The sequence below is a fragment of the Salmonella sp. SAL04202 genome, assembly GCF_046550775.1.
In the GTDB taxonomy this organism is placed as follows: domain Bacteria; phylum Pseudomonadota; class Gammaproteobacteria; order Enterobacterales; family Enterobacteriaceae; genus Salmonella; species Salmonella enterica.
The window spans coordinates 222,379-242,997 of record NZ_JBGDXK010000003.1; the positions used below are offsets into that span (position 1 = coordinate 222,379).

Here is a 20,619-nt window from a genome sequence, read left to right on the forward strand (position 1 = left end):
TCATTACGGCACCAGCGGTGAGGTAAAGCTGGGGACTTCAATGCCGTAACGGCTGGCAGGATAAAAACGTACGGATGTATCAGCAGCAAGGGGCGTTTTTATACTGACGTTCAATGTTTCGCCGGGGAGAATATAGGTTTTTTTAATCGTGCCTTCGCCCCCGGAAGGTAAGAAGGTAATATTTTGGGCTAAACGTACAACGTAGGGAGACGGATTTTTGACGTTGATTGTTTGTCCGTTTCTGGACCAGGTTAATAATTTCCAGGCATCGGTAACGACCGGTAGATTTTTAGGACGAATTAATACCGGCAAATCCTGGCGTAGATTAAAACCTATTTTCATTCCCTTATCGGTAGATTTCGGAGGAATACCTTCAAACGTGACGCGCTTATAGTGCTCGACGGTGAGCGGTTCCGTGCTTTCCATAATAAAGCGTAGTTGCTGCTGCTGGCCTGCTTCAACGCGAACAACCGGTTGAGTGACATCCAGCTTCACACCATTGTCGTCAGGTAAATCAACGATGGTGGTATATAACAAAGCCGGATTGCTGTCGGTGTTTTTAACATTCATTACGCCGCTGTGTGTGGATTCTTCAATCACCAGTAGCGTAGTTTCCGGTACCATGCCGGCAGCGTTAGCCTGTGAAAAGAGTGTTGAAAAAACAAAGGGGACGCTGAGTAATAATAATGGAAGTTTAGTCACTGCTGGCATCAGGATTAGTCCTTTAATTTTAATCTGTCTCCCCATAATAAGGGAGACAGATCAATAACCTTTTTATACGGTCTGGATCAGAGATATTTAAGCGTGATGGTTGCCTGACCATCCAGATCAGTATCATCAGTAATGGCCAGCGTTGCAGTATCCTGAATGGCCAGTGAGGTTTTCAGCGGGAAAATGGCAAGGGTATACGGAACCGGTTCGGTGGTGCCTTTTGTAGCAACGGTAAACATTTCCATATTGCCGTTTTTGATAATCCCGGTGGTGGACTTCTGCCAGACTGGGCTATCAACGGTTCCTGAGATAGCGTCAGATTTTACACCATCAGCGGTAACGTTCGCGGTATCGGTATAAATAGAGAACGCGCCGATTTTTACACCTTCGGTTGTTTTGCCAACGCCGTAGGACATTGTGGTATCAGATACTATACCATTAGTCATATTGCCATTGGCTATGGAGATAACGGATGCGCCTGGGTGGGTGTCCGCACGGTCATCGGTAATAGTCCATGCTGCTTTGGTTGCAGACGGACAAGAGATACTCAGCGAGACATCTTTAGTACCCAGTTGGTTTACATCGGTTGCGGAAAGTGTGGCGAGGCGGATAGTACCGTAATCAACCACGCCACCGCCGCTGAGTTCTGGGGTACAACCACCAACAACCAGTTGACCGGTGACTTTTAATACGGCTGTGGTGTCAGCATTCACGCTGGTTGTAGCAAAGGAAGCTGCAATTGCAGTAATAAGCAAAATTTTTTTCATTATAGTTCCATTAAAGAGGTGTTGAATATTCCACGTGAATGCTGGAGTTACAGATATACGAGTGTAAAGGTCGCCTGACCATCAAGCGTGGTGTTATCGGTAATAGCCAGTGTGTCCGTTCCCTGTATAGCGGCAGCTACGCGTATAGGAAATGTTGCGGTGGTAAAAGCGACGGGGCCATTGTCATCGCCAACACTATATGTATTGCGGGTTGGAAATGTATTGGTAAGCGCAACGTATTCGTTTGATGCTAAAGCCCAGACACCAGGATTCGAATCATTTGACGCTAGCATCTTCGTCTTAACTCCATCGACGGTCGAATTATTCGCGTCTATGGAGAGGCCGTATGCACCAATCTTGATACCATCTGCGGTTGTACCCAGACCTAGCTGATAGTTTGGTATTCTATTGTTCTGACCGCTAAATGTTGCGTTATCGATAGTCAGCGTTGTCGCCGAATCGGCATGATTATCGGTAGCGACCCAGCCAACTTTTGCCGGTGCAAGGCACTGAATCGTGAGTGTTATATCTTTGTATCCCAGTTGATTCGTCTGAGTTGGCAGCAGATCGCTAACGGCCTTGGTACCGAAATCTACAACGCCACCATCACTTAACTCTGGTATACATGCGCCGTTGGTTAAAACGCCAGTCAGTTTTAATACAGCAGTGGATTCAACCGCTTGCGCTGAAGTTGATAATCCTATTATGACAGAGGTCGCTATTAATAATTTTTTCATCAGTAATCCCTAACGATTAAGTATATTTCCAAATGACATGTAATGCGCGGGTCGGGATTCTATGAAGATAATGATATGTTGTAAATTTAATAAAATTAAATCTTGGTTAAGAAAAACTTTAATCATCATTGGTGATGATAAATGGTTTATAATTCGCTGGGTTTATGAAGTGCGGGGAAATAATATTAATTTTAAAGAATATAGTAGTTAGTGAGTGTGTTTTAACTATTTGTGCTATTCACTCATTTTTCAGAATATGTTGTTATGTTTAAATAATATCAGAGACACATTCGTCTCTCTGATATTATTCATTTAGCGCACAGCTTCTGCAATCCACGCCGATAATTCCCGCAGTTCTTTTTCCTGCTCCGGGAAATCAATCAGCAGCGCTTCGCACGTTTCCTGTAGTTTATCCGCGCGGTACAAACAGCCGTGCAGCCTCCCTGCCAGCGCTTCCAGCGGTGCCGGGTTCAGGCTATCGGTAAACGCCTGCGCGCGGGTAATCACACCTTTCTCGACGTCAAAATGCAGCTCGACGCCGCCCCAGGTGAAACGTTCGTCCAGCAGATGGCTGAACGCCGGTGCCTGGCCGAAATTCCACTCCCAACTGCTCTGGCGCGCAAAGGTTTCGGCAAAATTCGGTAGATCCGGCGTTTTATCCGGTGAAATCACTTCCGCGTCGACGCGTTCGCCGTAATGGGCGAAAAAGGCTTCCGTGACCGCCTGGCAGACCTGTTCATGGGTGATACCCGGTAATAGCTCGGTAAGATTGGCCACGCGGGAGCGAACGGAGGTAATCCCTTTCGCCGCAAGTTTCTTTTTATCGGGATTCAGATAGTTCGCCAGACGGCTGAGGTCTGCATTCAGCAGCAGCGTACCGTGATGGAAGCCGCGATCTTTGGTTTCGCGATAGGCTGAACCGGAAACTTTGCGATCGCCGTCCGGCGTTTTTACGACCAGATCGTTGCGTCCCGAAGCATCGGCCATGACGCCCAGCGAATTCAGCGCCGCGAGCACAATATGGGTGGAGATGGTTTTATCGTATTCCGGTTTACCGGCCATAAAGGTAAAGCAGGTATTACCGAGGTCATGGAATACCGCGCCGCCGCCGCTGCTACGGCGGGCCAGACGGACATTATCTTCTTCCATACGCCGCGTATTACACTCTTTCCACGGGTTTTGCGCGCGTCCAATGACCACCGTATCCGCGTTGCGCCACAGGAACAGCACGCGCTGGGTGGCGGGCATCTGGCGGAAAATGCACTCCTCGACCGCCAGGTTAAACCAGGGGTCATAAGAGTCAGAAATAAGCAGGCGTAATGTAGTCATGGTGGTTTTCCTTACCTTTATTAAGCCGTCATTTTACTCTTTTTCCTCACGCTCTTCCTCTTCCGGAACAGGCTTGCTGGCCGTTAGCAGGAAGGGCGACTGCTGCCAGCGGGTGCGTTTACCTTGTAGCAAGGTGCGCGTCAGCACCACGCCTATCGCCAGCGAGAGTAGCAGCATCAGGCGTAGAATGTTGGTGGTGTTATCGACCTGCTTTGCTTCGGTGGCCAGCGTGTGGGTATCCAGCGTCAGACGCAGGTAGCCCAATGGGCCGTTTTTCCCCTGGATAGGCTCGACAATTTGTTGGTTAAAATAGCTGCCCGCTTTTTTGCCATCCAGCGCCAGCCTGTCGCGCACGTTGACGCTTTCGCCAGCGCGAGTAATAAGATCGCCCTGTTCATCATAGACGCCGGCATCCAGAATACGGCTCTCTTGCGTGAGCTGACGCAGCACGGCGTTGATGCGATTTTCATCCGGTGTTTCGCTGCGCATCAGCGGGGCGATGTTGAGCGTCACCTGGCGCGCCAGCGTGCGGGCCAGCTCTTCCAGCTGCGGATTGCGCTGTCGCTGGTGGTTTTGACTAAACCATGAAGCGCCCTGCATGAGCGCGACGAGCAGTGTGAGACAGAACAATACAATGACTGCACGATGCAGCCGAAATTTCAGTTTTGCGCGAGCCATATTCCACCTGCTGAAAATTTGAGGCTTAATGTTGCCAGAAGCGATGGTTACAAGGTAGCCTCATGCGTTATTTTCCGCGGGGCGGTTACCGGCCTGAACGATTTACAGGAGCTTTAATGCCTAACATTACCTGGTGCGATCTGCCTGAAGATGTCTCTTTATGGCCTGGTTTGCCTCTTTCTTTAAGCGGCGACGAGGTGATGCCTCTGGATTACCATGCAGGCCGCAGCGGTTGGCTGCTGTATGGGCGCGGGCTGGATAAGCAGCGTTTAACTCAATATCAGACCAAACTGGGCGCCGCAATGGTGATTGTCGCCGCCTGGTGCGTGGAGGATTATCAGGTCATTCGTCTGGCGGGGTCGCTGACGCCGCGTGCGACGCGGCTGGCGCATGAGGCGCAGCTGGATGTCGCGCCGCTGGGTAAAATTCCGCATCTGCGCACGCCGGGGCTGCTGGTCATGGATATGGATTCCACGGCGATCCAGATTGAGTGTATCGATGAAATCGCGAAGCTGGCCGGTACCGGTGAGAAGGTGGCTGAAGTGACGGAGCGCGCGATGCGCGGCGAGCTTGATTTTACCGCCAGCCTGCGCAGCCGCGTGGCGACGCTGAAAGGCGCGGATGCCGATATTTTGCGCCAGGTGCGCGGGAATCTGCCGCTAATGCCAGGATTAACGCAGTTGGTGCTAAAACTGGAAGCGCTTGGCTGGAAAATCGCTATCGCCTCCGGCGGCTTCACTTTCTTCGCCGACTATCTGCGTGACCAGCTACGCCTGACGGCGGCGGTCGCCAATGAGCTGGAGATCATGGACGGTAAATTTACCGGCCACGTTATCGGCGATATTGTGGATGCTGAGTATAAAGCCAATACCTTGCTTCGTCTGGCGCAAGAGCATGACATCCCGCTGGCGCAGACGGTGGCGATTGGCGACGGCGCTAACGATCTGCCCATGATCAAAGCGGCAGGGTTAGGTATTGCCTTCCATGCCAAGCCAAAAGTAAACGAAAAGACGGAGATTACGATCCGCCACGCTGACCTGATGGGCGTGTTTTGCATTCTCTCCGGCAGCATGAACCAGAAATGATTAACCTGCCCAATGGCAAGGCGACCGTAGGCCGGATAAGCGTCAGCGCCATCCGGCAACAGCGTTAACGAAAGAGGTAAAACGTGGCAAAAGCTCCCAAACGCGCCTTTGTTTGTAATGAATGCGGGGCCGATTACCCGCGCTGGCAGGGGCAATGCAGCGCCTGCCATGCCTGGAACACCATTACCGAGGTGCGCCTTGCCGCGTCGCCGACGGTGGCGCGTAACGAACGTCTGAGCGGATACGCCGGCAGTGCGGGCGTATCAAAAGTGCAGAAACTGTCTGACATCAGTCTTGAGGAACTGCCGCGCTTTTCTACCGGTTTTAAAGAGTTTGACCGCGTGCTGGGCGGCGGGGTGGTACCCGGCAGCGCCATTTTGATTGGCGGTAACCCCGGCGCGGGCAAATCAACGTTGCTGCTGCAAACGCTGTGCAAGCTCGCCGAGCAGATGAAAACGCTGTACGTCACCGGCGAAGAATCGCTACAGCAGGTGGCGATGCGCGCGCACCGTCTCGGCCTGCCGACCGCTAATCTGAATATGCTCTCCGAAACCAGCATCGAGCAGATCTGCCTGATAGCGGAAGAAGAACAGCCGAAACTGATGGTGATCGACTCCATACAGGTGATGCATATGGCGGACATTCAGTCGTCGCCAGGCAGCGTCGCCCAGGTCCGCGAAACGGCAGCCTACCTGACGCGCTTCGCCAAAACGCGCGGCGTGGCGATCGTGATGGTCGGCCACGTCACCAAAGACGGGTCGCTGGCGGGGCCGAAAGTGCTGGAACACTGTATCGATTGCTCAGTATTGCTCGACGGCGACGCCGATTCTCGTTTCCGCACGCTGCGCAGCCACAAAAACCGCTTTGGCGCAGTCAATGAGCTGGGCGTCTTCGCCATGACCGAACAGGGGTTGCGCGAAGTGAGCAATCCGTCCGCCATCTTTTTAAGCCGCGGCGATGAGGTCACTTCCGGCAGTTCAGTGATGGTCGTCTGGGAGGGTACGCGACCGTTGCTGGTGGAGATTCAGGCGCTGGTCGATCACTCGATGATGGCGAACCCCAGACGCGTGGCGGTCGGTCTGGAACAAAACCGTCTGGCAATCCTGCTGGCGGTGCTGCACCGACACGGCGGTCTGCAAATGTCGGATCAGGACGTCTTCGTCAACGTGGTCGGCGGCGTGAAAGTCACCGAAACCAGCGCGGATCTGGCTTTACTGCTGGCGATGGTCTCCAGCCTGCGTGACAGGCCGTTGCCGCAGGATCTGGTGGTGTTTGGCGAAGTGGGGCTGGCAGGCGAGATTCGTCCGGTGCCGAGCGGGCAGGAGCGTATTTCCGAGGCGGCGAAACACGGTTTTCGTCGGGCGATTGTGCCTGCCGCCAACGTACCGAAAAAGCCGCCGGAAGGAATGCAGGTGTTCGGTGTTAAAAAGCTCGCAGATGCGTTAAGCGTGTTTGACGACTTATAATTCTCTGTATGTAGTGATGTTGTATAATTTGCCGGATGGCGATGCAATGCGTCTTATCCGGCCTACGGATTGATACGGATTGATGTTGTAGGCCTGATAAGCGAAGCGCCGTCAGGCAGTGTTATGCGATTTTTCCAGCAGGAGGCTCTTGTGTCATCGTTCGACTATCTCAAAACCGCGATTAAGCAGCAAGGTTGCACTCTGCAACAGGTGGCTGACGCCAGCGGTATGACCAAGGGGTATCTGAGTCAGTTACTTAACGCCAAAATCAAAAGCCCCAGCGCGCAAAAACTGGAGGCGCTACACCGTTTTCTCGGGCTGGAGTTTCCCCGCCGACAGAAAAACATTGGCGTGGTGTTCGGTAAATTTTATCCATTGCATACCGGACACATCTACTTGATCCAGCGCGCCTGTAGCCAGGTGGATGAGTTGCACATCATTATGGGATATGACGATACGCGCGACCGCGGGCTGTTTGAGGATAGCGCCATGTCGCAGCAGCCCACCGTGTCGGATCGCCTGCGCTGGTTATTGCAAACCTTCAAATACCAAAAAAATATTCGCATCCACGCCTTTAATGAAGAGGGGATGGAGCCTTATCCGCATGGCTGGGACGTCTGGAGCAACGGCATTAAAGCGTTTATGGCAGAGAAGGGAATACAGCCGAGCTGGATCTACACTTCCGAAGAGGCTGATGCGCCGCAGTACCTGGAGCATTTAGGGATTGAGACGGTGCTGGTCGATCCTGAACGCACGTTTATGAATATCAGCGGGGCGCAAATCCGCGAAAATCCGTTTCGTTACTGGGAATATATTCCTACCGAAGTGAAGCCGTTTTTCGTGCGTACCGTCGCGATTCTGGGCGGGGAATCAAGCGGCAAGTCTACGCTGGTCAATAAGCTCGCCAATATTTTTAATACCACCAGCGCCTGGGAATATGGCCGCGACTATGTCTTTTCGCATCTGGGCGGCGATGAGATGGCGTTACAGTATTCCGACTACGATAAAATTGCGCTGGGCCATGCGCAATATATTGATTTCGCAGTGAAATATGCGAATAAAGTGGCGTTTATCGATACCGATTTCGTCACCACCCAGGCATTTTGCAAAAAATACGAAGGGCGCGAGCATCCGTTTGTCCAGGCGCTGATCGACGAGTATCGCTTCGACCTGGTGATTTTGCTGGAGAATAATACGCCGTGGGTAGCTGACGGACTGCGAAGCCTGGGCAGTTCAGTGGATCGCAAAGCGTTCCAGAACCTGCTGGTCGAGATGCTGAAAGAGAACAACATTGAGTTCGTTCACGTTAAAGAGGCTGACTACGATGGCCGCTTTTTGCGCTGTGTGGAACTGGTGAAAGAGATGATGGGCGAGCAGGGATAAGAACCAATGCCTGATGCGACGCTTACCGCGTCTTATCAGGCCTACAGTTTCACAACGTACTGGAATCGCTGGGTTTGTAGGCCGGGTAAGCGCAAGCGCCACCCGGCATTCAGACATTTATTTGGCAATACGCTTGTACTTGATACGCTTCGGCTCCAGCGCCTCGGCGCCCAGCGTGCGTTTCTTGTACTCTTCGTATTCGGTAAAGTTGCCTTCGAAGAATTCCACCTTACCTTCGTCCTGATAATCCAGGATGTGGGTGGCGATACGGTCAAGGAACCAACGGTCGTGCGAGATAACCATCGCGCAGCCAGGGAACTCCAGCAGGGCGTTTTCCAGCGCGCGCAGGGTTTCGATATCCAGGTCGTTCGTCGGTTCGTCGAGCAGCAGGACGTTGCCGCCCACCTGCAGCAGTTTCGCCAGGTGCAAACGACCGCGCTCACCGCCGGACAGTTCGCCAACGCGTTTGCCCTGATCGACGCCTTTGAAGTTAAAGCGGCCTACATAGGCGCGGCTTGGCATTTCAGTGTTGCCGATCTTCATGATATCCAGCCCGCCGGACACTTCTTCCCAGACGGTTTTGCTGTTGTCCATCGCGTCGCGGAACTGATCGACCGAGGCCAGCTTGACGGTTTCACCCAGCGTAATGGTGCCGCTATCAGGCTGCTCCTGACCGGACATCATGCGGAACAGGGTCGATTTACCCGCGCCGTTTGGCCCGATGATCCCGACGATAGCGCCTTTCGGCACCGAGAAACTCAGGTCATCGATCAGTACGCGGTCGCCGTAGGATTTACGCAGGTTGCTGACTTCAATGACTTTGTCGCCCAGACGCGGTCCTGGTGGAATAAACAGTTCGTTGGTTTCGTTACGTTTCTGATACTCAACGCTGTTCAGTTCTTCAAAGCGAGCCAGACGCGCCTTACCTTTCGACTGACGGCCTTTCGCGCCCTGACGCACCCACTCCAGCTCTTTCTCAATGGATTTACGGCGTGCCGCTTCGGCAGACGCTTCCTGCGCCAGACGCTGATCTTTCTGCTCCAGCCAGGAGGAGTAGTTGCCTTCCCACGGAATACCTTCGCCGCGGTCAAGTTCCAGAATCCAACCGGCAACGTTATCGAGGAAGTAACGGTCGTGGGTAATCGCCACGACGGTGCCTTCGAAGTCGTGCAGGAAACGTTCCAGCCACGCAACAGATTCGGCATCCAGGTGGTTGGTGGGTTCGTCGAGCAGCAGCATGTCCGGCTTTTCCAGCAACAGACGGCACAGCGCCACGCGACGGCGCTCGCCGCCGGACAGTTTTTCGACTTTGGCATCCCAGTCCGGCAGACGCAGAGCGTCAGCAGCGCGCTCAAGCTGCACGTTCAGGTTATGACCGTCGTGCGCCTGGATAATCTCTTCAAGCCGGCCTTGCTCTGCCGCCAGCTTGTCGAAGTCGGCATCCGGATCGGCATACAGCGCGTACACTTCATCCAGACGTTTGAGGGCGTTAACCACTTCCGAAACGGCCTCTTCAATCGACTCGCGTACCGTGTGTTCCGGGTTTAGCTGAGGTTCCTGCGGCAGGTAGCCAATCTTAATGCCGGGCTGCGGGCGCGCTTCGCCCTCGATATCTTTATCGAGCCCCGCCATGATGCGCAGCAGGGTAGACTTACCGGCGCCGTTAAGGCCCAGCACGCCGATTTTGGCGCCAGGGAAGAAGCTCAGCGAGATGTTTTTCAGAATATGACGTTTCGGCGGAACCACTTTGCCGACACGATGCATGGTATAAACGAATTGAGCCACGTTGGACTTCGCCTCTATGTTTATCGTGATGGTGAATAGATTTCAAAGGCGAAGTGTAGCCTTTTTCCCTGCCTAAGCCCAGCCAGCAGATCGCACTCGCAATAAAAGTAAAAAAGTGTCCGTAACGTGGCGCAAATGGCTATGACTGGTTAGCATAAATTCATTACGCGGCATGATGCTGCATTGGATAACAATTGAGGAAGTGCTTGTGGATAGAGCCAAACCATTTGTCTGGCGTCTCGTCGCCGCCAGCGTATGCCTGCTGACCTTTTGTCACCTCGCGCGGGCCGACTCACTGGAAGAGCAGCGTAACCGCTATGCGCAGATTAAGCAGGCCTGGGACAACCGCCAGATGGATGTGGTAGAGCAGATGATGCCGGGTCTGAAAGATTATCCGCTCTACCCGTATCTGGAATACCGTAAGATCACCGACGATTTGATGAACCAACCGGCGATTGCTGTCACGCAGTTTGTGCGCGCCAATCCTACGCTTCCGCCTGCGCGTACGCTGCAATCACGCTTCGTCAATGAGCTGGCGCGTCGTGAAGACTGGCGCGGCTTGCTGGCGTTTAGCCCGGAGAAACCCGGCACCACGGAAGCGCAATGTAACTATTACTACGCGAAATGGAGTACCGGGCAAACGGAAGCGGCCTGGCAGGGCGCGAAAGACCTTTGGCTGACCGGCAAAAGTCAGCCGAATGCCTGCGATAAACTGTTCAGCGTCTGGCGGGCCTCCGGCAAGCAAGACCCGCTGGCGTACCTGGAACGTATTCGGCTGGCGATGAAAGCCGGGAATACGGGGCTGGTTACGGTGCTGGCCGGACAGATGCCGGCGGAATATCAAACGATCGCCTCAGCGATCATTACCCTCGCTAATGACCCTAATAACGTGTTGACCTTCGCACGCACCACTGGCGCCACCGATTTTACCCGCCAGATGGCGGAAGTCGCGTTTGCCAGCGTCGCCCGCCAGGACGCGGAAAATGCGCGTCTGATGATCCCCTCGCTGGTACAGGCGCAGAAACTTAATGAGGAACAAACGCAGGCGCTGCGCGATATCGTTGCCTGGCGACTGATGGGCAACGATGTGACCGATGCGCAGGCGAAATGGCGCGATGACGCGATTATGCGCTCGCAATCGACGTCGCTTATCGAACGGCGCGTGCGTATGGCGCTGGGGATGGGCGATCGTCGCGGTCTCAATACCTGGCTTGCCCGCCTGCCGATGGAGGCGAAAGAGAAAGACGAGTGGCGTTACTGGCAGGCGGATTTATTGCTGGAGCGCGGTCGTGACGCCGAAGCGAAAGAGATCCTTCATGCTTTAATGCAGAAGCGCGGTTTTTATCCGATGGTTGCGGCGCAGCGTTTAGGCGAAGAGTACACGCTTAAAATCGATAAAGCGCCCGCCAACGTAAACAGCGCGTTGACGCAGGGGCCGGAGATGGCGCGTGTACGGGAGCTGATGTACTGGAACCTTGATAACACGGCGCGCAGCGAATGGGCGAATCTGGTAAAAAGCCGTAGTAAATCTGAACAGGCGCAGTTGGCGCGCTATGCGTTTAACCAGCACTGGTGGGATCTGAGCGTACAGGCGACGATCGCCGGAAAACTGTGGGATCATCTGGAGGAGCGTTTCCCGCTGGCGTATAACGATCTTTTTACCCGCTATACCCGCGGAAAAGATATCTCACAAAGCTATGCCATGGCGATTGCCCGCCAGGAGAGCGCCTGGAACCCGAAAGTAAAATCGCCGGTAGGGGCCAGCGGCTTAATGCAGATTATGCCGGGAACGGCCACCCATACGGTGAAAATGTTTTCGATTCCGGACTACCGCGGCCCCGGCCAACTGCTGGAGCCGGAGACCAACATCAACATTGGCACCAGCTATTTGCAGTATGTCTATCAGCAGTTTGGTAATAACCGTATTTTCGCCTCGGCGGCGTATAACGCCGGGCCGGGGCGCGTGCGCACCTGGCTTGGCAATAGCGCCGGGCGTATCGATGCTGTAGCGTTTGTCGAAAGCATTCCCTTTTCGGAAACGCGCGGCTACGTGAAAAACGTTCTGGCCTATGACGCTTACTATCGCCACTTTATGGGGCAGAAAGAGGCCTTAATGAGCGACTCTGAGTGGCAGCGACGGTATTAATGCAGACGGGTTATGTTATCATTTGTACTCGTGTAACAGTACAAACGGCGGTATAACATGACCCAGCATTCCCCTTATTCATCGGCTATCGCCGAACAACGTAATCAGGAGTGGCTTCGTTTTGTGGAGTTACTCCGTCAGGCATATGCAGAGGATCTGCATCTGCCTTTATTACAACTGATGCTTACGCCGGACGAGCGTGAAGCGCTGGGAACGCGCGTGCGCATTATTGAGGAGTTGCTGCGTGGCGAAATGAGCCAGCGCGAGTTGAAAACCGAGCTGGGGGCGGGCATCGCCACCATCACGCGCGGGTCAAACAGCCTGAAATCCGCGCCGGTTGAACTGCGTCATTGGCTTGAGAACGTACTGCTGAAAAGCGCCTGATTTGCTCGTAGGCCGGATAAGGCGAAGCGGCCATCCGGCAACATCGCGCGAAATGCCTGATGGCGCTGTGCTTATCAGGCCTACAACATAGCGCAAATAATTATCGATACACCGCGTTATGAAACGGGCTTAACGCCAGGATCACCGCCTGGTAGTAAACGCTGGAGCGCGTTAATTTTCCGGCGGTAAATACGCCAATGGCGCCCTCTTTGCGACCAATCTCGTCAATACCGGTATAGTGGGACATCACCGGGCCAAGCGCTTCTCCCTGGCGGACTCTGTCGAGAATGACGGCGGGCAGCGGCAGCGTGGCCGATCGCGCTTCACCGCGCTGAACGCCGTTATCAATCACCACCCAACTAAAGGTGGCGTCATCGTCAATTCCGGCTTCAATGGCTACCCAGAAATCAGCTTGTGGATGCAGGCGTCGCGCATTACCCACGCGATTTCGTGCGCCAGCACGCGTTTCCTCGCTTCCGAAGGGCTGCTCCGGTACGCCGCTCTCGACGGCGACGGGCGTAATATGGCACGATCCTTCGCCGAAAATCTCTTCAAATGCCTGTAGAATTGCCTGAATTTTGGCAGGATTGGTGGTCGCAGAGATAACCTGGTGCATAATTAAGCTCAGTTTTAAAAATTTATCGCAGTATAACGGAAAAAAAACATGTTACAGGTATACCTTGTTCGCCACGGTGAAACGCAGTGGAACGCCGAGCGACGTATTCAGGGCCAATCGGACAGTCCCCTGACAGCAAAAGGCGAGCAGCAGGCCATGCAGGTAGGAGAACGCGCCCGCAGCCTCGGCATCACCCATATCATCAGCAGCGATTTAGGCCGCACAAAACGCACGGCGGAGATTATCGCCCAGGCGTGCGGGTGTGATATCACCTTTGACTCCCGCCTGCGCGAGCTGGATATGGGCGTGCTGGAAAAGCGCCAGATCGATTCGCTGACGGAAGAAGAAGAGGGCTGGCGTCGTCAGCTGGTCAACGGCACGCAGGATGGCCGCATTCCCGGCGGAGAATCGATGCAGGAGTTGAGCGATCGCGTTCATGCCGCGCTGGCGTCCTGTCTGGAGCTACCGCAGGGCAGCCGACCTTTATTGGTCAGTCACGGTATCGCGTTGGGCTGTCTGGTCAGTACTATACTGGGACTACCCGCCTGGGCGGAACGCCGGTTACGTTTGCGCAACTGCTCTATTTCCCGCATCGATTACCAGGAAAGTCAGTGGCTGGCGTCTGGGTGGGTGGTAGAAACCGCAGGGGACGTTTCGCATCTGGACGCCCCTGCATTGGATGAGCTACAGCGTTAACGGCGAATCGGGATCAGAAATTCGCAGCGCAGGTTGATAGGGCGATCGCCGGTTTTGGTATCTTCTGACGGGTAGTATCGCTCTATATCCTGTCCTTTACGACGGGTCAGATTCAGCATTGGCATACAGGTGCCGTAAACGGTCAGGATAAAATCCTGCACGCCGGTTCCTAACCCTTCATAGGTGAACATGACGTATTCACCGCCCTGCAACAGCACAGGATGCGCCGACTGAACATAGCCATCGGCCTGCTCTTGCGGCAGTGCGGTGGTATAGAATACTTCCTGCTCATCGTCTTTCTCCATGCTGGGGCGCGTTTCATTAAGCCCATAAAGCACTGGCGGAATAGTTGGCGAATGACCGAGGAAATCATGCCAGAATTGCACGCGCATTTCGTGGCGGAAGTCGGAAATCTGTTCCAGCGAGCAGGAATAACTCTGCGTGACGCCAAGGAGCGGCGTATCTTCCAGCGTAACGAACTGATGTTCCGGCACGGTAAACTCGCCCAGCCGTAATGGCGGGCGAATGCCAAAGGCGCTCCATTCCGAGGAGCGACGATACAGCGCTGGCGTCTGGGAAAACTGTTTCTTAAAGGCGCGCGTAAAGGTTTGCTGAGAATCGAAGCGGTACTGAAGAGCAATATCCAGAATTGGACGCGCGGTCAAACGCAGCGCCACTGCTGATTTCGATAAACGACGGGCGCGGATGTAAGCGCCAATGGCGTGGCCCGTCACGTCCTTAAACATTCTCTGCAGGTGCCACTTGGAATAGCCTGCTTTTGCCGCCACATTGTCAAGTGACAGCGGCTGATCCAGATGACCTTCCAGCCAGATTAACAGGTCGCGAATTATGCCAGCCTGATCCATAAAATATCCCCATCCTTTCAACAACGAGCACCCGATATCAGGTAAGAGGATAATAGCATTTTTTGTTCTTTTAGCATTCAGTGTTTTTTTTGAGCTTAAATGCTTTTTTTAGGCAACGTGACAGGTAATTATTCTAATCCTGTGATCTATAACCATTTTATTTTAGAATGTCTAATAATTACGCAATGTAACTTTTATGAATGGTAACAATATGAAATACAAGAGCTTAGTACTTTTCTCAATTTTGTTGCTGCTGGGGCAGAGCGCCCGCGCGGAACAAATTGGTTCAGTCGATACGGTATTTAAAATGTTCGGTCCTGACCATAAAATCGTGGTGGAAGCTTTTGACGATCCTGATGTCAAAAACGTGACGTGCTATGTTAGCCGGGCGAAAACGGGCGGCATAAAAGGCGGATTAGGGCTGGCGGAAGATACGTCTGACGCCGCCATCTCTTGCCAGCAGGTCGGGCCTATTGAACTGAGCGACAAAATTAAGAACGGCAAGGCGCAGGGAGAGGTGGTTTTCAAAAAACGCACCTCATTGATATTTAAGTCATTGCAGGTCGTGCGTTTCTATGATGAGAAACGCAACACGCTGGCGTATCTGGCCTATTCCGACAAAGTGGTCGACGGGTCGCCGAAGAACGCCATCAGCGCGGTGCCGGTCATGCCGTGGCGACAATAACAGGGAAAGAGTATGCAGCAACCGCAGGTCTGGTTAGTCGAGGATGAACAGGGAATCGCCGATACGCTCATCTACACCCTGCAACTGGAAGGGTTTACCGTTGAGCTATTCGCTCGCGGGCTGCCCGCGCTGGAAAAAGCGCGTCAGCAACGGCCAGATGCGGTGATTCTCGATGTGGGACTGCCGGATATCAGCGGCTTTGAGCTGTGTCGGCAGTTGCTGGAACGCCATCCTGCGCTGCCGATTCTTTTCCTGACTGCCCGTAGCGATGAAGTGGATCGATTGCTTGGTCTGGAGATCGGCGCAGATGATTATGTCGCCAAGCCGTTCTCGCCGCGCGAAGTGAGCGCCCGCGTGCGCACGCTGTTGCGCCGGGTGAAAAAGTTTGCTGCGCCGTCGCCGGTGGTGCGTACCGGACATTTTGAACTCAATGAACCGGCGGCGCAGATCGCCTGGTTTGGTACGCCGCTCTCGCTGACGCGTTATGAGTTTCTGCTTCTTAAAACCCTGCTGCTGTCGCCGGAGCGTGTGTACTCGCGCCAGCAATTGATGGATATTGTCTGGTCTGATGCCCAGGAGACCTTCGATCGGACGGTCGATACACACATCAAAACCCTGCGCGCTAAGCTACGCGCGATCAACCCGGATCTCTCGCCAATTAACACGCATCGTGGAATGGGATACAGCCTGAGGAGCGTCTGATGCGCATCGGAATGCGTTTGCTGCTGGGCTACTTTCTTATTGTCGCCGTCGCCGCCGTGTTTGTGCTGTCTATCTTCGTTCAGGAGATAAAGCCGGGCGTCCGCCGCGCGACGGAAGGGACGCTGATTGACACCGCAACGCTGCTGGCGGCGCTGGCCCGCGACGATCTCCTTTCCGGCAACCCGACTGACGGCCAGTTGGCGAAAGCATTCGCCCAGCTGCAACATCGCCCGTTTCGCGCCAATATCAGCGGGATCGTCAAAGTGCGCAATGAATACCATGTCTACATGACGGATGCACAGGGGAAGGTGTTGTTTGATTCGGAAAACAAAGCGGTGGGGCAGGATTATTCTCGCTGGAATGACGTCTGGCTTACGCTGCGCGGACAGTATGGCGCCCGCAGCACGGCAAAAGATGCTGCCGATCCCAATAGCACCGTGATGTACGTAGCCGCGCCGATAATCAGCGATGGACGGATTATCGGCGTCCTGTCTGTCGGTAAACCGAATGCGGCAATGGCGCCGGTGATTAAGCGCAGCGAACGGCGCATTCTGTGGGCCAGCGCCGTTTTACTGGGAATTGCGCTGGCGATTGGCGCGGGGATGGTCTGGTGGATTAACCGCTCCATCGCCCGGTTGACGCGCTATGCGGATTCCGTCACCGAAAACCGCCCGCTTGCGTTACCTGCATTAGGCAGCAGCGAGCTGCGTAAACTGGCGCAGGCGCTGGAGAGTATGCGCATTAAGCTGGAAGGCAAGAATGAGATTGAGCAGTACGTGTATGCGTTGACTCATGAGCTGAAAAGTCCACTGGCGGCGATACGCGGCGCGGCGGAGATTCTGCGTGAAGGACCGCCCGCGGATGTGGTTACCCGCTTTACAGAGAATATACTGGCGCAAAATACGCGAATGCAGGCGCTGGTAGAAACCCTGCTGCGCCAGGCGCGGCTGGAAAACCGACAGGATATCCCTCTCGCGCCGGTTGCTGTTGATGAGCTATTTACGCAGCTTAGCGAGGCGCGCAGTATTCAGTTGGCGGCAAAAAAGATCACGCTTACTTTACGGCCTTCCTCGCTGGTTGTCGTCGCCGACGCGGAGCTTCTGGCGCAGGCGCTGGGCAATGTGTTGGACAATGCCATCGACTTTACGCCTGAAAATGGCGTTATCACATTAAGCGCTCAGCCGATGGGGGAGAAAGCGATCCTGCAGGTGACGGATTCCGGCTGTGGTATTCCTGATTTTGCGCTGCCGCGCATTTTCGACCGATTCTATTCGTTGCCCCGTGAAAACGGGCGTAAAAGCAGCGGGCTTGGGCTGGCGTTTGTCAGCGAGGCGGCGCGACTCCTCAACGGTGAGGTGACGTTGTGCAATCGTCCCGAAGGCGGCGTGCTGGCCTCGTTGACACTTCACCGTCACTTCACATAACTTCAAATTCTCCCCACATCGCGTTCTTACACTGCTGGCATTGCAAAGGAGAACGCTATGTTGAAATCCCCCCTGTTGTGGAAAATGATTACGTTAGGCGGCGCCATGATCCTGCTGTTAATTCCCCTGATGATGGTACGGCACACCATCGTGGAACGTGCTGATTATCGAAGCCATGTAGAAGCCGCTATTCGTCAGAGTACCAGCGGCCCACAAAAGGTTGTCGGCCCGCTGGTGGCGGTTCCGGTGACAGAGCTCTATACCGTGCTGGAAGAAGAGAAAGAGGTCCAGTATAAGCGCAGCTATCTCTATTTTTGGCTGCCGGAGTCGCTATTGGTCGAAGGCAATCAAAACGTTGAAGCGCGAAAAATAGGTATTTATCAGGGGCAGGTGTGGCATACCGATATGGCGATAAAGGCGGAGTTTGATGTGGCCCGTCTGCATGAGCTGAACAGACCGAACATTACCCTTGGAAAGCCCTTTATCGTCGTGGGCGTCGGCGATGCGCGCGGTATCAGCGCAGTAAAAGCGCCGCAGGTGAATGGTGAAACGCTCACTGTAGAACCGGGGACCGGCTTACCGGAAAGTAGAGAGGGCATTCATATCCCGCTGCCGGACAGTCAGTGGGCGACGCGCAACCTGACGTTGGCGATGTCGCTAAATTTAAGCGGAACCGGCAGCTTTTCACTGGTTCCCGTCGGGCGTAGCAGTGAAATGACCCTGACCAGCAACTGGCCGCACCCAAATTTTGTGGGGGATTTTCTTCCCGGTAAACGCGAAATCAGCGGTTCAGGATTTCAGGCCCAGTGGCAAACCAGCCGGTTTGCCACGAATCTCGGCGAACAGTTTGCTGATGCGCAAAAGGTGGATTGGGACAACTTACCGGCGTTTAGCGTCGCTGTATCGACGCCAGCCGACCAGTATCAACTGACGGACAGAGCGACGAAATATGCCATTTTGTTGATTACGCTAACGTTTATGGCGTTCTTTGTCTTCGAAACCCTGACGGGGCAGCGGTTACACCCGATGCAGTATCTGCTGGTGGGGTTATCGCTGGTGATGTTCTACCTGCTGTTGCTGGCACTGTCGGAACATATCGGTTTCACGCCAGCCTGGATCGCCGCCAGCCTGGTGGGCGCGTTGATGAATAGCGTTTATTTGCAGGCAGTGCTGAAAGGATGGCGCAATAGCGTACTGTTTACGCTAGCGTTATTGGCGCTGGATGGCGTGATGTGGGGATTGCTGCGTTCGGAAGATAGCTCGTTGCTTCTGGGTACCGGCGTTCTGCTACTGGCGCTTGGCGGCGTGATGTTCCTGACGCGCCATCTGGACTGGTATTCGCTCTCTTGTCAGCAACATAAGTCATTACCGCCAGTAAAAGATGACGAATTACGTTTGTGGAAATAAATCTAACGGGCGCGCGCGTTAACGTTTTCCCGCGCAGCGCCAGAAAATGTGATGCCGTTAGTTATAGGTCAGGTTTAATGTTGCCGTGGCATTCGCTTGCCCGGCCGTTACCGTGGCGGCGGTTTTATAGTAGCGCGCGCTAATTTTCAGAGTGGTCGACATATTCATGGTTCCGCCGTTAACCGTCTGGCTGCCATCGGCATTGGTGGTAATCGTGTGAGTAAAGAGATCAATTTTTTGATTGATTGGCAAACTGTCGGTAAAGAAACCGGCGTCCGGCGCCTGAATACCCAACTGTACGCCAACGCCGGTTGCGCTGGTTGGCGCGCTTGCATTGCTCAACTGGATGACTGAATTATCAGGATTGTTTCCGCTGGCCGGTTGGGCGCTTAACGATGCGGAAATAGCGGTGCCTTGTTCGCAGGTCAATAAGATATCCTGCTCGCCTGTGCCCGCGGTTTGACTGTTAGCGAAACTGCCTAAATTGACGCTGCCTAAATCAACGGTGATGGCAGGTGTTTCTACCCGACATCCCATCGCTTTCATAATCAATTGCGTATTCCCCAAATACAGATGGGTCAGAACATCGCCGCCGGAGTCTTCCGTTGCGCTATCGCGAAAAGATACGCGCGCCAGTGGACTTTGGAATGTCGCGGTACCGGAGGTGATCGGACCGCCTAAGGCGACCAGTTCAACATTGTAGGCGGGAGCCATCGCATGGTGTGTTTTATTGCCATCGCCATTATGGTAGGTATTATCGATTGGCATGACATTATCGTAAGGGCCAGCATTCGTTTGGGTTTTAATCGCAATGCCCACGCCGGAAATCCCGGTGCTAAATACCGGCGTGTTGTTCCCGTCATTCGCATTGATTGTCGCTGATGTATTTGACTGCGCGCTACCGGGTTCATATAAAAAACCGACCTTATAGTCGCGACTACAGCCATCCATTGTGACTTCGGAGGTGGAAACCCAGCCCGATTGCCACAATACCTCGCCTGCGGTATAGGCGTGGCTATCCACCACAAGCTGCGACGGCGGGGTGATAGTGATCGCGCCTTCATTACCGGAACGTTTACAGGAGGCGTAACTATGACCGGAACACGCGAACAGCAGAATAAGCGCCAGATATAACCTTCTCATGAAAAATTCCTGCTTTTATACCAGGTGAAATAGAAAGATGTTATTGCCATGCGATAGTGATCGTCACAACGGACGTGAAATCCCCTGCCGTGACTTTTCCATACGGGGTATACATCCTTGCGGCGACAGGCAAATTGGCTTCATGGGTATTACTGTTGATATCCACCGTGTAAGTGACGTTGTTGGCCAGATTGACCAGACTTTTGCCGTCCAGGTTAAAAAGCTGTAATCCTAAATCCTGCGCCGGATTGGCCGCGCTGTTTGCATAAATCGCAGAAGCATAATGCGGATCGGGATAAGGTACGCCGTTAAATGAAATCGCGGCTTTTGTGGTCGTTGCCGGGCAATTCGTCATTTTTATGGTGAAAGGAATGGTGGCGGTATTGCCGCCGGCCACGGCGATATCCGCCCGGGCATATTGTCCAAGAGAGATCGTGTCAGGTACCGTAACGGTACACGGATCGGCATAAATTAATCCCGTAACGTTAATGTCTACGGCATCTGCGGTATTGTATGCCGCGCTGATCGATGGCGACCATAATGCCAGACCCGTGAACGTTAACAGGGCGGCTAATGCAGCAAATCTGTTCATATTCATCTTTTATCCCA

20 protein-coding genes are annotated in these 20,619 nt (G+C 53.9%); 10 read left to right on the forward strand and 10 right to left on the reverse strand.

Annotation, left to right across the window (positions count from 1 at the left end; translation table 11 throughout):
• Positions 1 to 3: 3 nt before the first annotated feature.
• From stjC to ACLJQJ_RS14880, 5 genes are all read right to left on the reverse strand, one after another.
• Entirely contained in the window at positions 4 to 711 is a 708-nt protein-coding gene (gene stjC, locus ACLJQJ_RS14860) for a fimbrial biogenesis chaperone StjC (RefSeq protein WP_063809584.1), read from the reverse strand.
• A 77-nt stretch (positions 712 to 788) separates the two neighbouring features.
• Positions 789 to 1,478 (reverse strand): DUF1120 domain-containing protein, encoded by a 690-nt coding sequence (locus ACLJQJ_RS14865; RefSeq protein ID WP_063809583.1) that lies wholly within the window; start codon positions 1,476 to 1,478, stop codon positions 789 to 791.
• Between the two features lie 47 nt (positions 1,479 to 1,525).
• Complete coding sequence (locus ACLJQJ_RS14870) at positions 1,526 to 2,215, reverse strand: DUF1120 domain-containing protein (protein ID WP_039590255.1); 690 nt, start codon at positions 2,213 to 2,215, stop codon at positions 1,526 to 1,528.
• A gap of 312 nt (positions 2,216 to 2,527) precedes the next feature.
• Entirely contained in the window at positions 2,528 to 3,544 is a 1,017-nt protein-coding gene (gene lplA, locus ACLJQJ_RS14875; protein WP_063809582.1) for a lipoate--protein ligase LplA, read from the reverse strand.
• Positions 3,545 to 3,577: 33 nt separating this feature from the next.
• A complete protein-coding gene (locus tag ACLJQJ_RS14880; protein WP_000090067.1) occupies positions 3,578 to 4,222 on the reverse strand; it encodes a YtjB family periplasmic protein in 645 nt (214 codons plus the stop codon).
• A 116-nt stretch (positions 4,223 to 4,338) separates the two neighbouring features.
• Between ACLJQJ_RS14880 and serB the strand changes: the two genes are divergently transcribed.
• The 3 genes from serB to nadR all read left to right on the forward strand — a co-directional run bounded on the left by serB (position 4,339) and on the right by nadR (position 8,156).
• Positions 4,339 to 5,307 (forward strand): phosphoserine phosphatase, encoded by a 969-nt coding sequence (serB, locus tag ACLJQJ_RS14885; RefSeq protein WP_001132983.1) that lies wholly within the window; start codon positions 4,339 to 4,341, stop codon positions 5,305 to 5,307.
• An 83-nt stretch (positions 5,308 to 5,390) separates the two neighbouring features.
• Complete coding sequence (gene radA, locus ACLJQJ_RS14890) at positions 5,391 to 6,773, forward strand: DNA repair protein RadA (RefSeq protein ID WP_001029710.1); 1,383 nt, start codon at positions 5,391 to 5,393, stop codon at positions 6,771 to 6,773.
• Positions 6,774 to 6,923: 150 nt separating this feature from the next.
• Positions 6,924 to 8,156: a multifunctional transcriptional regulator/nicotinamide-nucleotide adenylyltransferase/ribosylnicotinamide kinase NadR gene (gene nadR / locus ACLJQJ_RS14895; protein ID WP_000093829.1), complete on the forward strand. Its 1,233-nt coding sequence runs from the start codon at positions 6,924 to 6,926 to the stop codon at positions 8,154 to 8,156.
• 117 nt (positions 8,157 to 8,273) lie between these two features.
• Here the strand turns inward: nadR and ettA are convergent, their stop codons facing one another.
• On the reverse strand, positions 8,274 to 9,941 hold the full coding sequence (gene ettA / locus ACLJQJ_RS14900) for an energy-dependent translational throttle protein EttA (RefSeq protein WP_000046770.1): 1,668 nt from the start codon (positions 9,939 to 9,941) through the stop codon (positions 8,274 to 8,276).
• A 175-nt stretch (positions 9,942 to 10,116) separates the two neighbouring features.
• Between ettA and sltY the strand changes: the two genes are divergently transcribed.
• Together sltY and trpR are read left to right on the forward strand one after the other, a co-directional pair.
• Positions 10,117 to 12,087, forward strand: a complete 1,971-nt coding sequence (sltY, locus tag ACLJQJ_RS14905) for a murein transglycosylase (RefSeq protein WP_155580949.1) — start codon at positions 10,117 to 10,119, stop codon at positions 12,085 to 12,087.
• A 57-nt stretch (positions 12,088 to 12,144) separates the two neighbouring features.
• A complete protein-coding gene (gene trpR, locus ACLJQJ_RS14910) occupies positions 12,145 to 12,471 on the forward strand; it encodes a trp operon repressor (RefSeq protein ID WP_000192004.1) in 327 nt (108 codons plus the stop codon).
• Positions 12,472 to 12,571: 100 nt separating this feature from the next.
• Here the strand turns inward: trpR and yjjX are convergent, their stop codons facing one another.
• On the reverse strand, positions 12,572 to 13,087 hold the full coding sequence (gene yjjX, locus ACLJQJ_RS14915) for an inosine/xanthosine triphosphatase (protein ID WP_000554314.1): 516 nt from the start codon (positions 13,085 to 13,087) through the stop codon (positions 12,572 to 12,574).
• Between the two features lie 48 nt (positions 13,088 to 13,135).
• Here yjjX and gpmB point away from each other — a divergent pair, with 48 nt between their 5' ends.
• Entirely contained in the window at positions 13,136 to 13,783 is a 648-nt protein-coding gene (gpmB, locus tag ACLJQJ_RS14920; RefSeq protein WP_000942363.1) for a 2,3-diphosphoglycerate-dependent phosphoglycerate mutase GpmB, read from the forward strand.
• Here gpmB and robA read toward each other — a convergent pair.
• On the reverse strand, positions 13,780 to 14,649 hold the full coding sequence (gene robA, locus ACLJQJ_RS14925) for an MDR efflux pump AcrAB transcriptional activator RobA (RefSeq protein WP_000371685.1): 870 nt from the start codon (positions 14,647 to 14,649) through the stop codon (positions 13,780 to 13,782). The two genes, gpmB and robA, sit on opposite strands and share 4 nt — an antisense overlap.
• 211 nt (positions 14,650 to 14,860) lie before the next feature.
• Here robA and creA point away from each other — a divergent pair, with 211 nt between their 5' ends.
• The 4 genes from creA to creD are packed head-to-tail and all read left to right on the forward strand — an operon-like array spanning position 14,861 to position 18,867.
• The gene (gene creA / locus ACLJQJ_RS14930; RefSeq protein WP_000875811.1) at positions 14,861 to 15,334 is read left to right on the forward strand and encodes a protein CreA; all 474 of its coding nucleotides are present in this window, start codon (positions 14,861 to 14,863) and stop codon (positions 15,332 to 15,334) included.
• A 12-nt stretch (positions 15,335 to 15,346) separates the two neighbouring features.
• Positions 15,347 to 16,036 carry a two-component system response regulator CreB gene (gene creB / locus ACLJQJ_RS14935; RefSeq protein WP_001187046.1) on the forward strand — a complete coding sequence of 230 codons (690 nt, stop codon included), beginning with the start codon at positions 15,347 to 15,349 and terminating at the stop codon, positions 16,034 to 16,036.
• On the forward strand, positions 16,036 to 17,460 hold the full coding sequence (gene creC / locus ACLJQJ_RS14940) for a two-component system sensor histidine kinase CreC (protein WP_001219523.1): 1,425 nt from the start codon (positions 16,036 to 16,038) through the stop codon (positions 17,458 to 17,460). The genes creB and creC overlap by 1 nt, the downstream gene beginning before the upstream one ends.
• Positions 17,461 to 17,517: 57 nt before the next feature.
• A complete protein-coding gene (gene creD, locus ACLJQJ_RS14945) occupies positions 17,518 to 18,867 on the forward strand; it encodes a cell envelope integrity protein CreD (protein WP_063809581.1) in 1,350 nt (449 codons plus the stop codon).
• A gap of 57 nt (positions 18,868 to 18,924) precedes the next feature.
• Here creD and sthE read toward each other — a convergent pair whose 3' ends face one another.
• Positions 18,925 to 20,010 (reverse strand): fimbrial major subunit SthE, encoded by a 1,086-nt coding sequence (gene sthE, locus ACLJQJ_RS14950; RefSeq protein WP_063809580.1) that lies wholly within the window; start codon positions 20,008 to 20,010, stop codon positions 18,925 to 18,927.
• Between the two features lie 40 nt (positions 20,011 to 20,050).
• Positions 20,051 to 20,608, reverse strand: coding sequence for a fimbrial protein (locus ACLJQJ_RS14955; RefSeq protein ID WP_063809579.1), 558 nt, complete (start codon positions 20,606 to 20,608; stop codon positions 20,051 to 20,053).
• Positions 20,609 to 20,619 lie beyond the last annotated feature (11 nt).

Coding starts and splice junctions, on each gene's coding strand:
- stjC (WP_063809584.1), bottom strand. CDS start 711: ATGCCAGCAGTGACTAAACTTCCATTATTATTACTCAGCGTCCCCTTT.
- ACLJQJ_RS14865 (WP_063809583.1), bottom strand. CDS start 1,478: ATGAAAAAAATTTTGCTTATTACTGCAATTGCAGCTTCCTTTGCTACA.
- ACLJQJ_RS14870 (WP_039590255.1), bottom strand. CDS start 2,215: ATGAAAAAATTATTAATAGCGACCTCTGTCATAATAGGATTATCAACT.
- lplA (WP_063809582.1), bottom strand. CDS start 3,544: ATGACTACATTACGCCTGCTTATTTCTGACTCTTATGACCCCTGGTTT.
- ACLJQJ_RS14880 (WP_000090067.1), bottom strand. CDS start 4,222: ATGGCTCGCGCAAAACTGAAATTTCGGCTGCATCGTGCAGTCATTGTA.
- serB (WP_001132983.1), top strand. CDS start 4,339: ATGCCTAACATTACCTGGTGCGATCTGCCTGAAGATGTCTCTTTATGG.
- sltY (WP_155580949.1), top strand. CDS start 10,117: ATGCTGCATTGGATAACAATTGAGGAAGTGCTTGTGGATAGAGCCAAA.
- trpR (WP_000192004.1), top strand. CDS start 12,145: ATGACCCAGCATTCCCCTTATTCATCGGCTATCGCCGAACAACGTAAT.
- yjjX (WP_000554314.1), bottom strand. CDS start 13,087: ATGCACCAGGTTATCTCTGCGACCACCAATCCTGCCAAAATTCAGGCA.
- gpmB (WP_000942363.1), top strand. CDS start 13,136: ATGTTACAGGTATACCTTGTTCGCCACGGTGAAACGCAGTGGAACGCC.
- robA (WP_000371685.1), bottom strand. CDS start 14,649: ATGGATCAGGCTGGCATAATTCGCGACCTGTTAATCTGGCTGGAAGGT.
- creA (WP_000875811.1), top strand. CDS start 14,861: ATGAAATACAAGAGCTTAGTACTTTTCTCAATTTTGTTGCTGCTGGGG.
- creB (WP_001187046.1), top strand. CDS start 15,347: ATGCAGCAACCGCAGGTCTGGTTAGTCGAGGATGAACAGGGAATCGCC.
- creC (WP_001219523.1), top strand. CDS start 16,036: ATGCGCATCGGAATGCGTTTGCTGCTGGGCTACTTTCTTATTGTCGCC.
- creD (WP_063809581.1), top strand. CDS start 17,518: ATGTTGAAATCCCCCCTGTTGTGGAAAATGATTACGTTAGGCGGCGCC.
- sthE (WP_063809580.1), bottom strand. CDS start 20,010: ATGAGAAGGTTATATCTGGCGCTTATTCTGCTGTTCGCGTGTTCCGGT.
- ACLJQJ_RS14955 (WP_063809579.1), bottom strand. CDS start 20,608: ATGAATATGAACAGATTTGCTGCATTAGCCGCCCTGTTAACGTTCACG.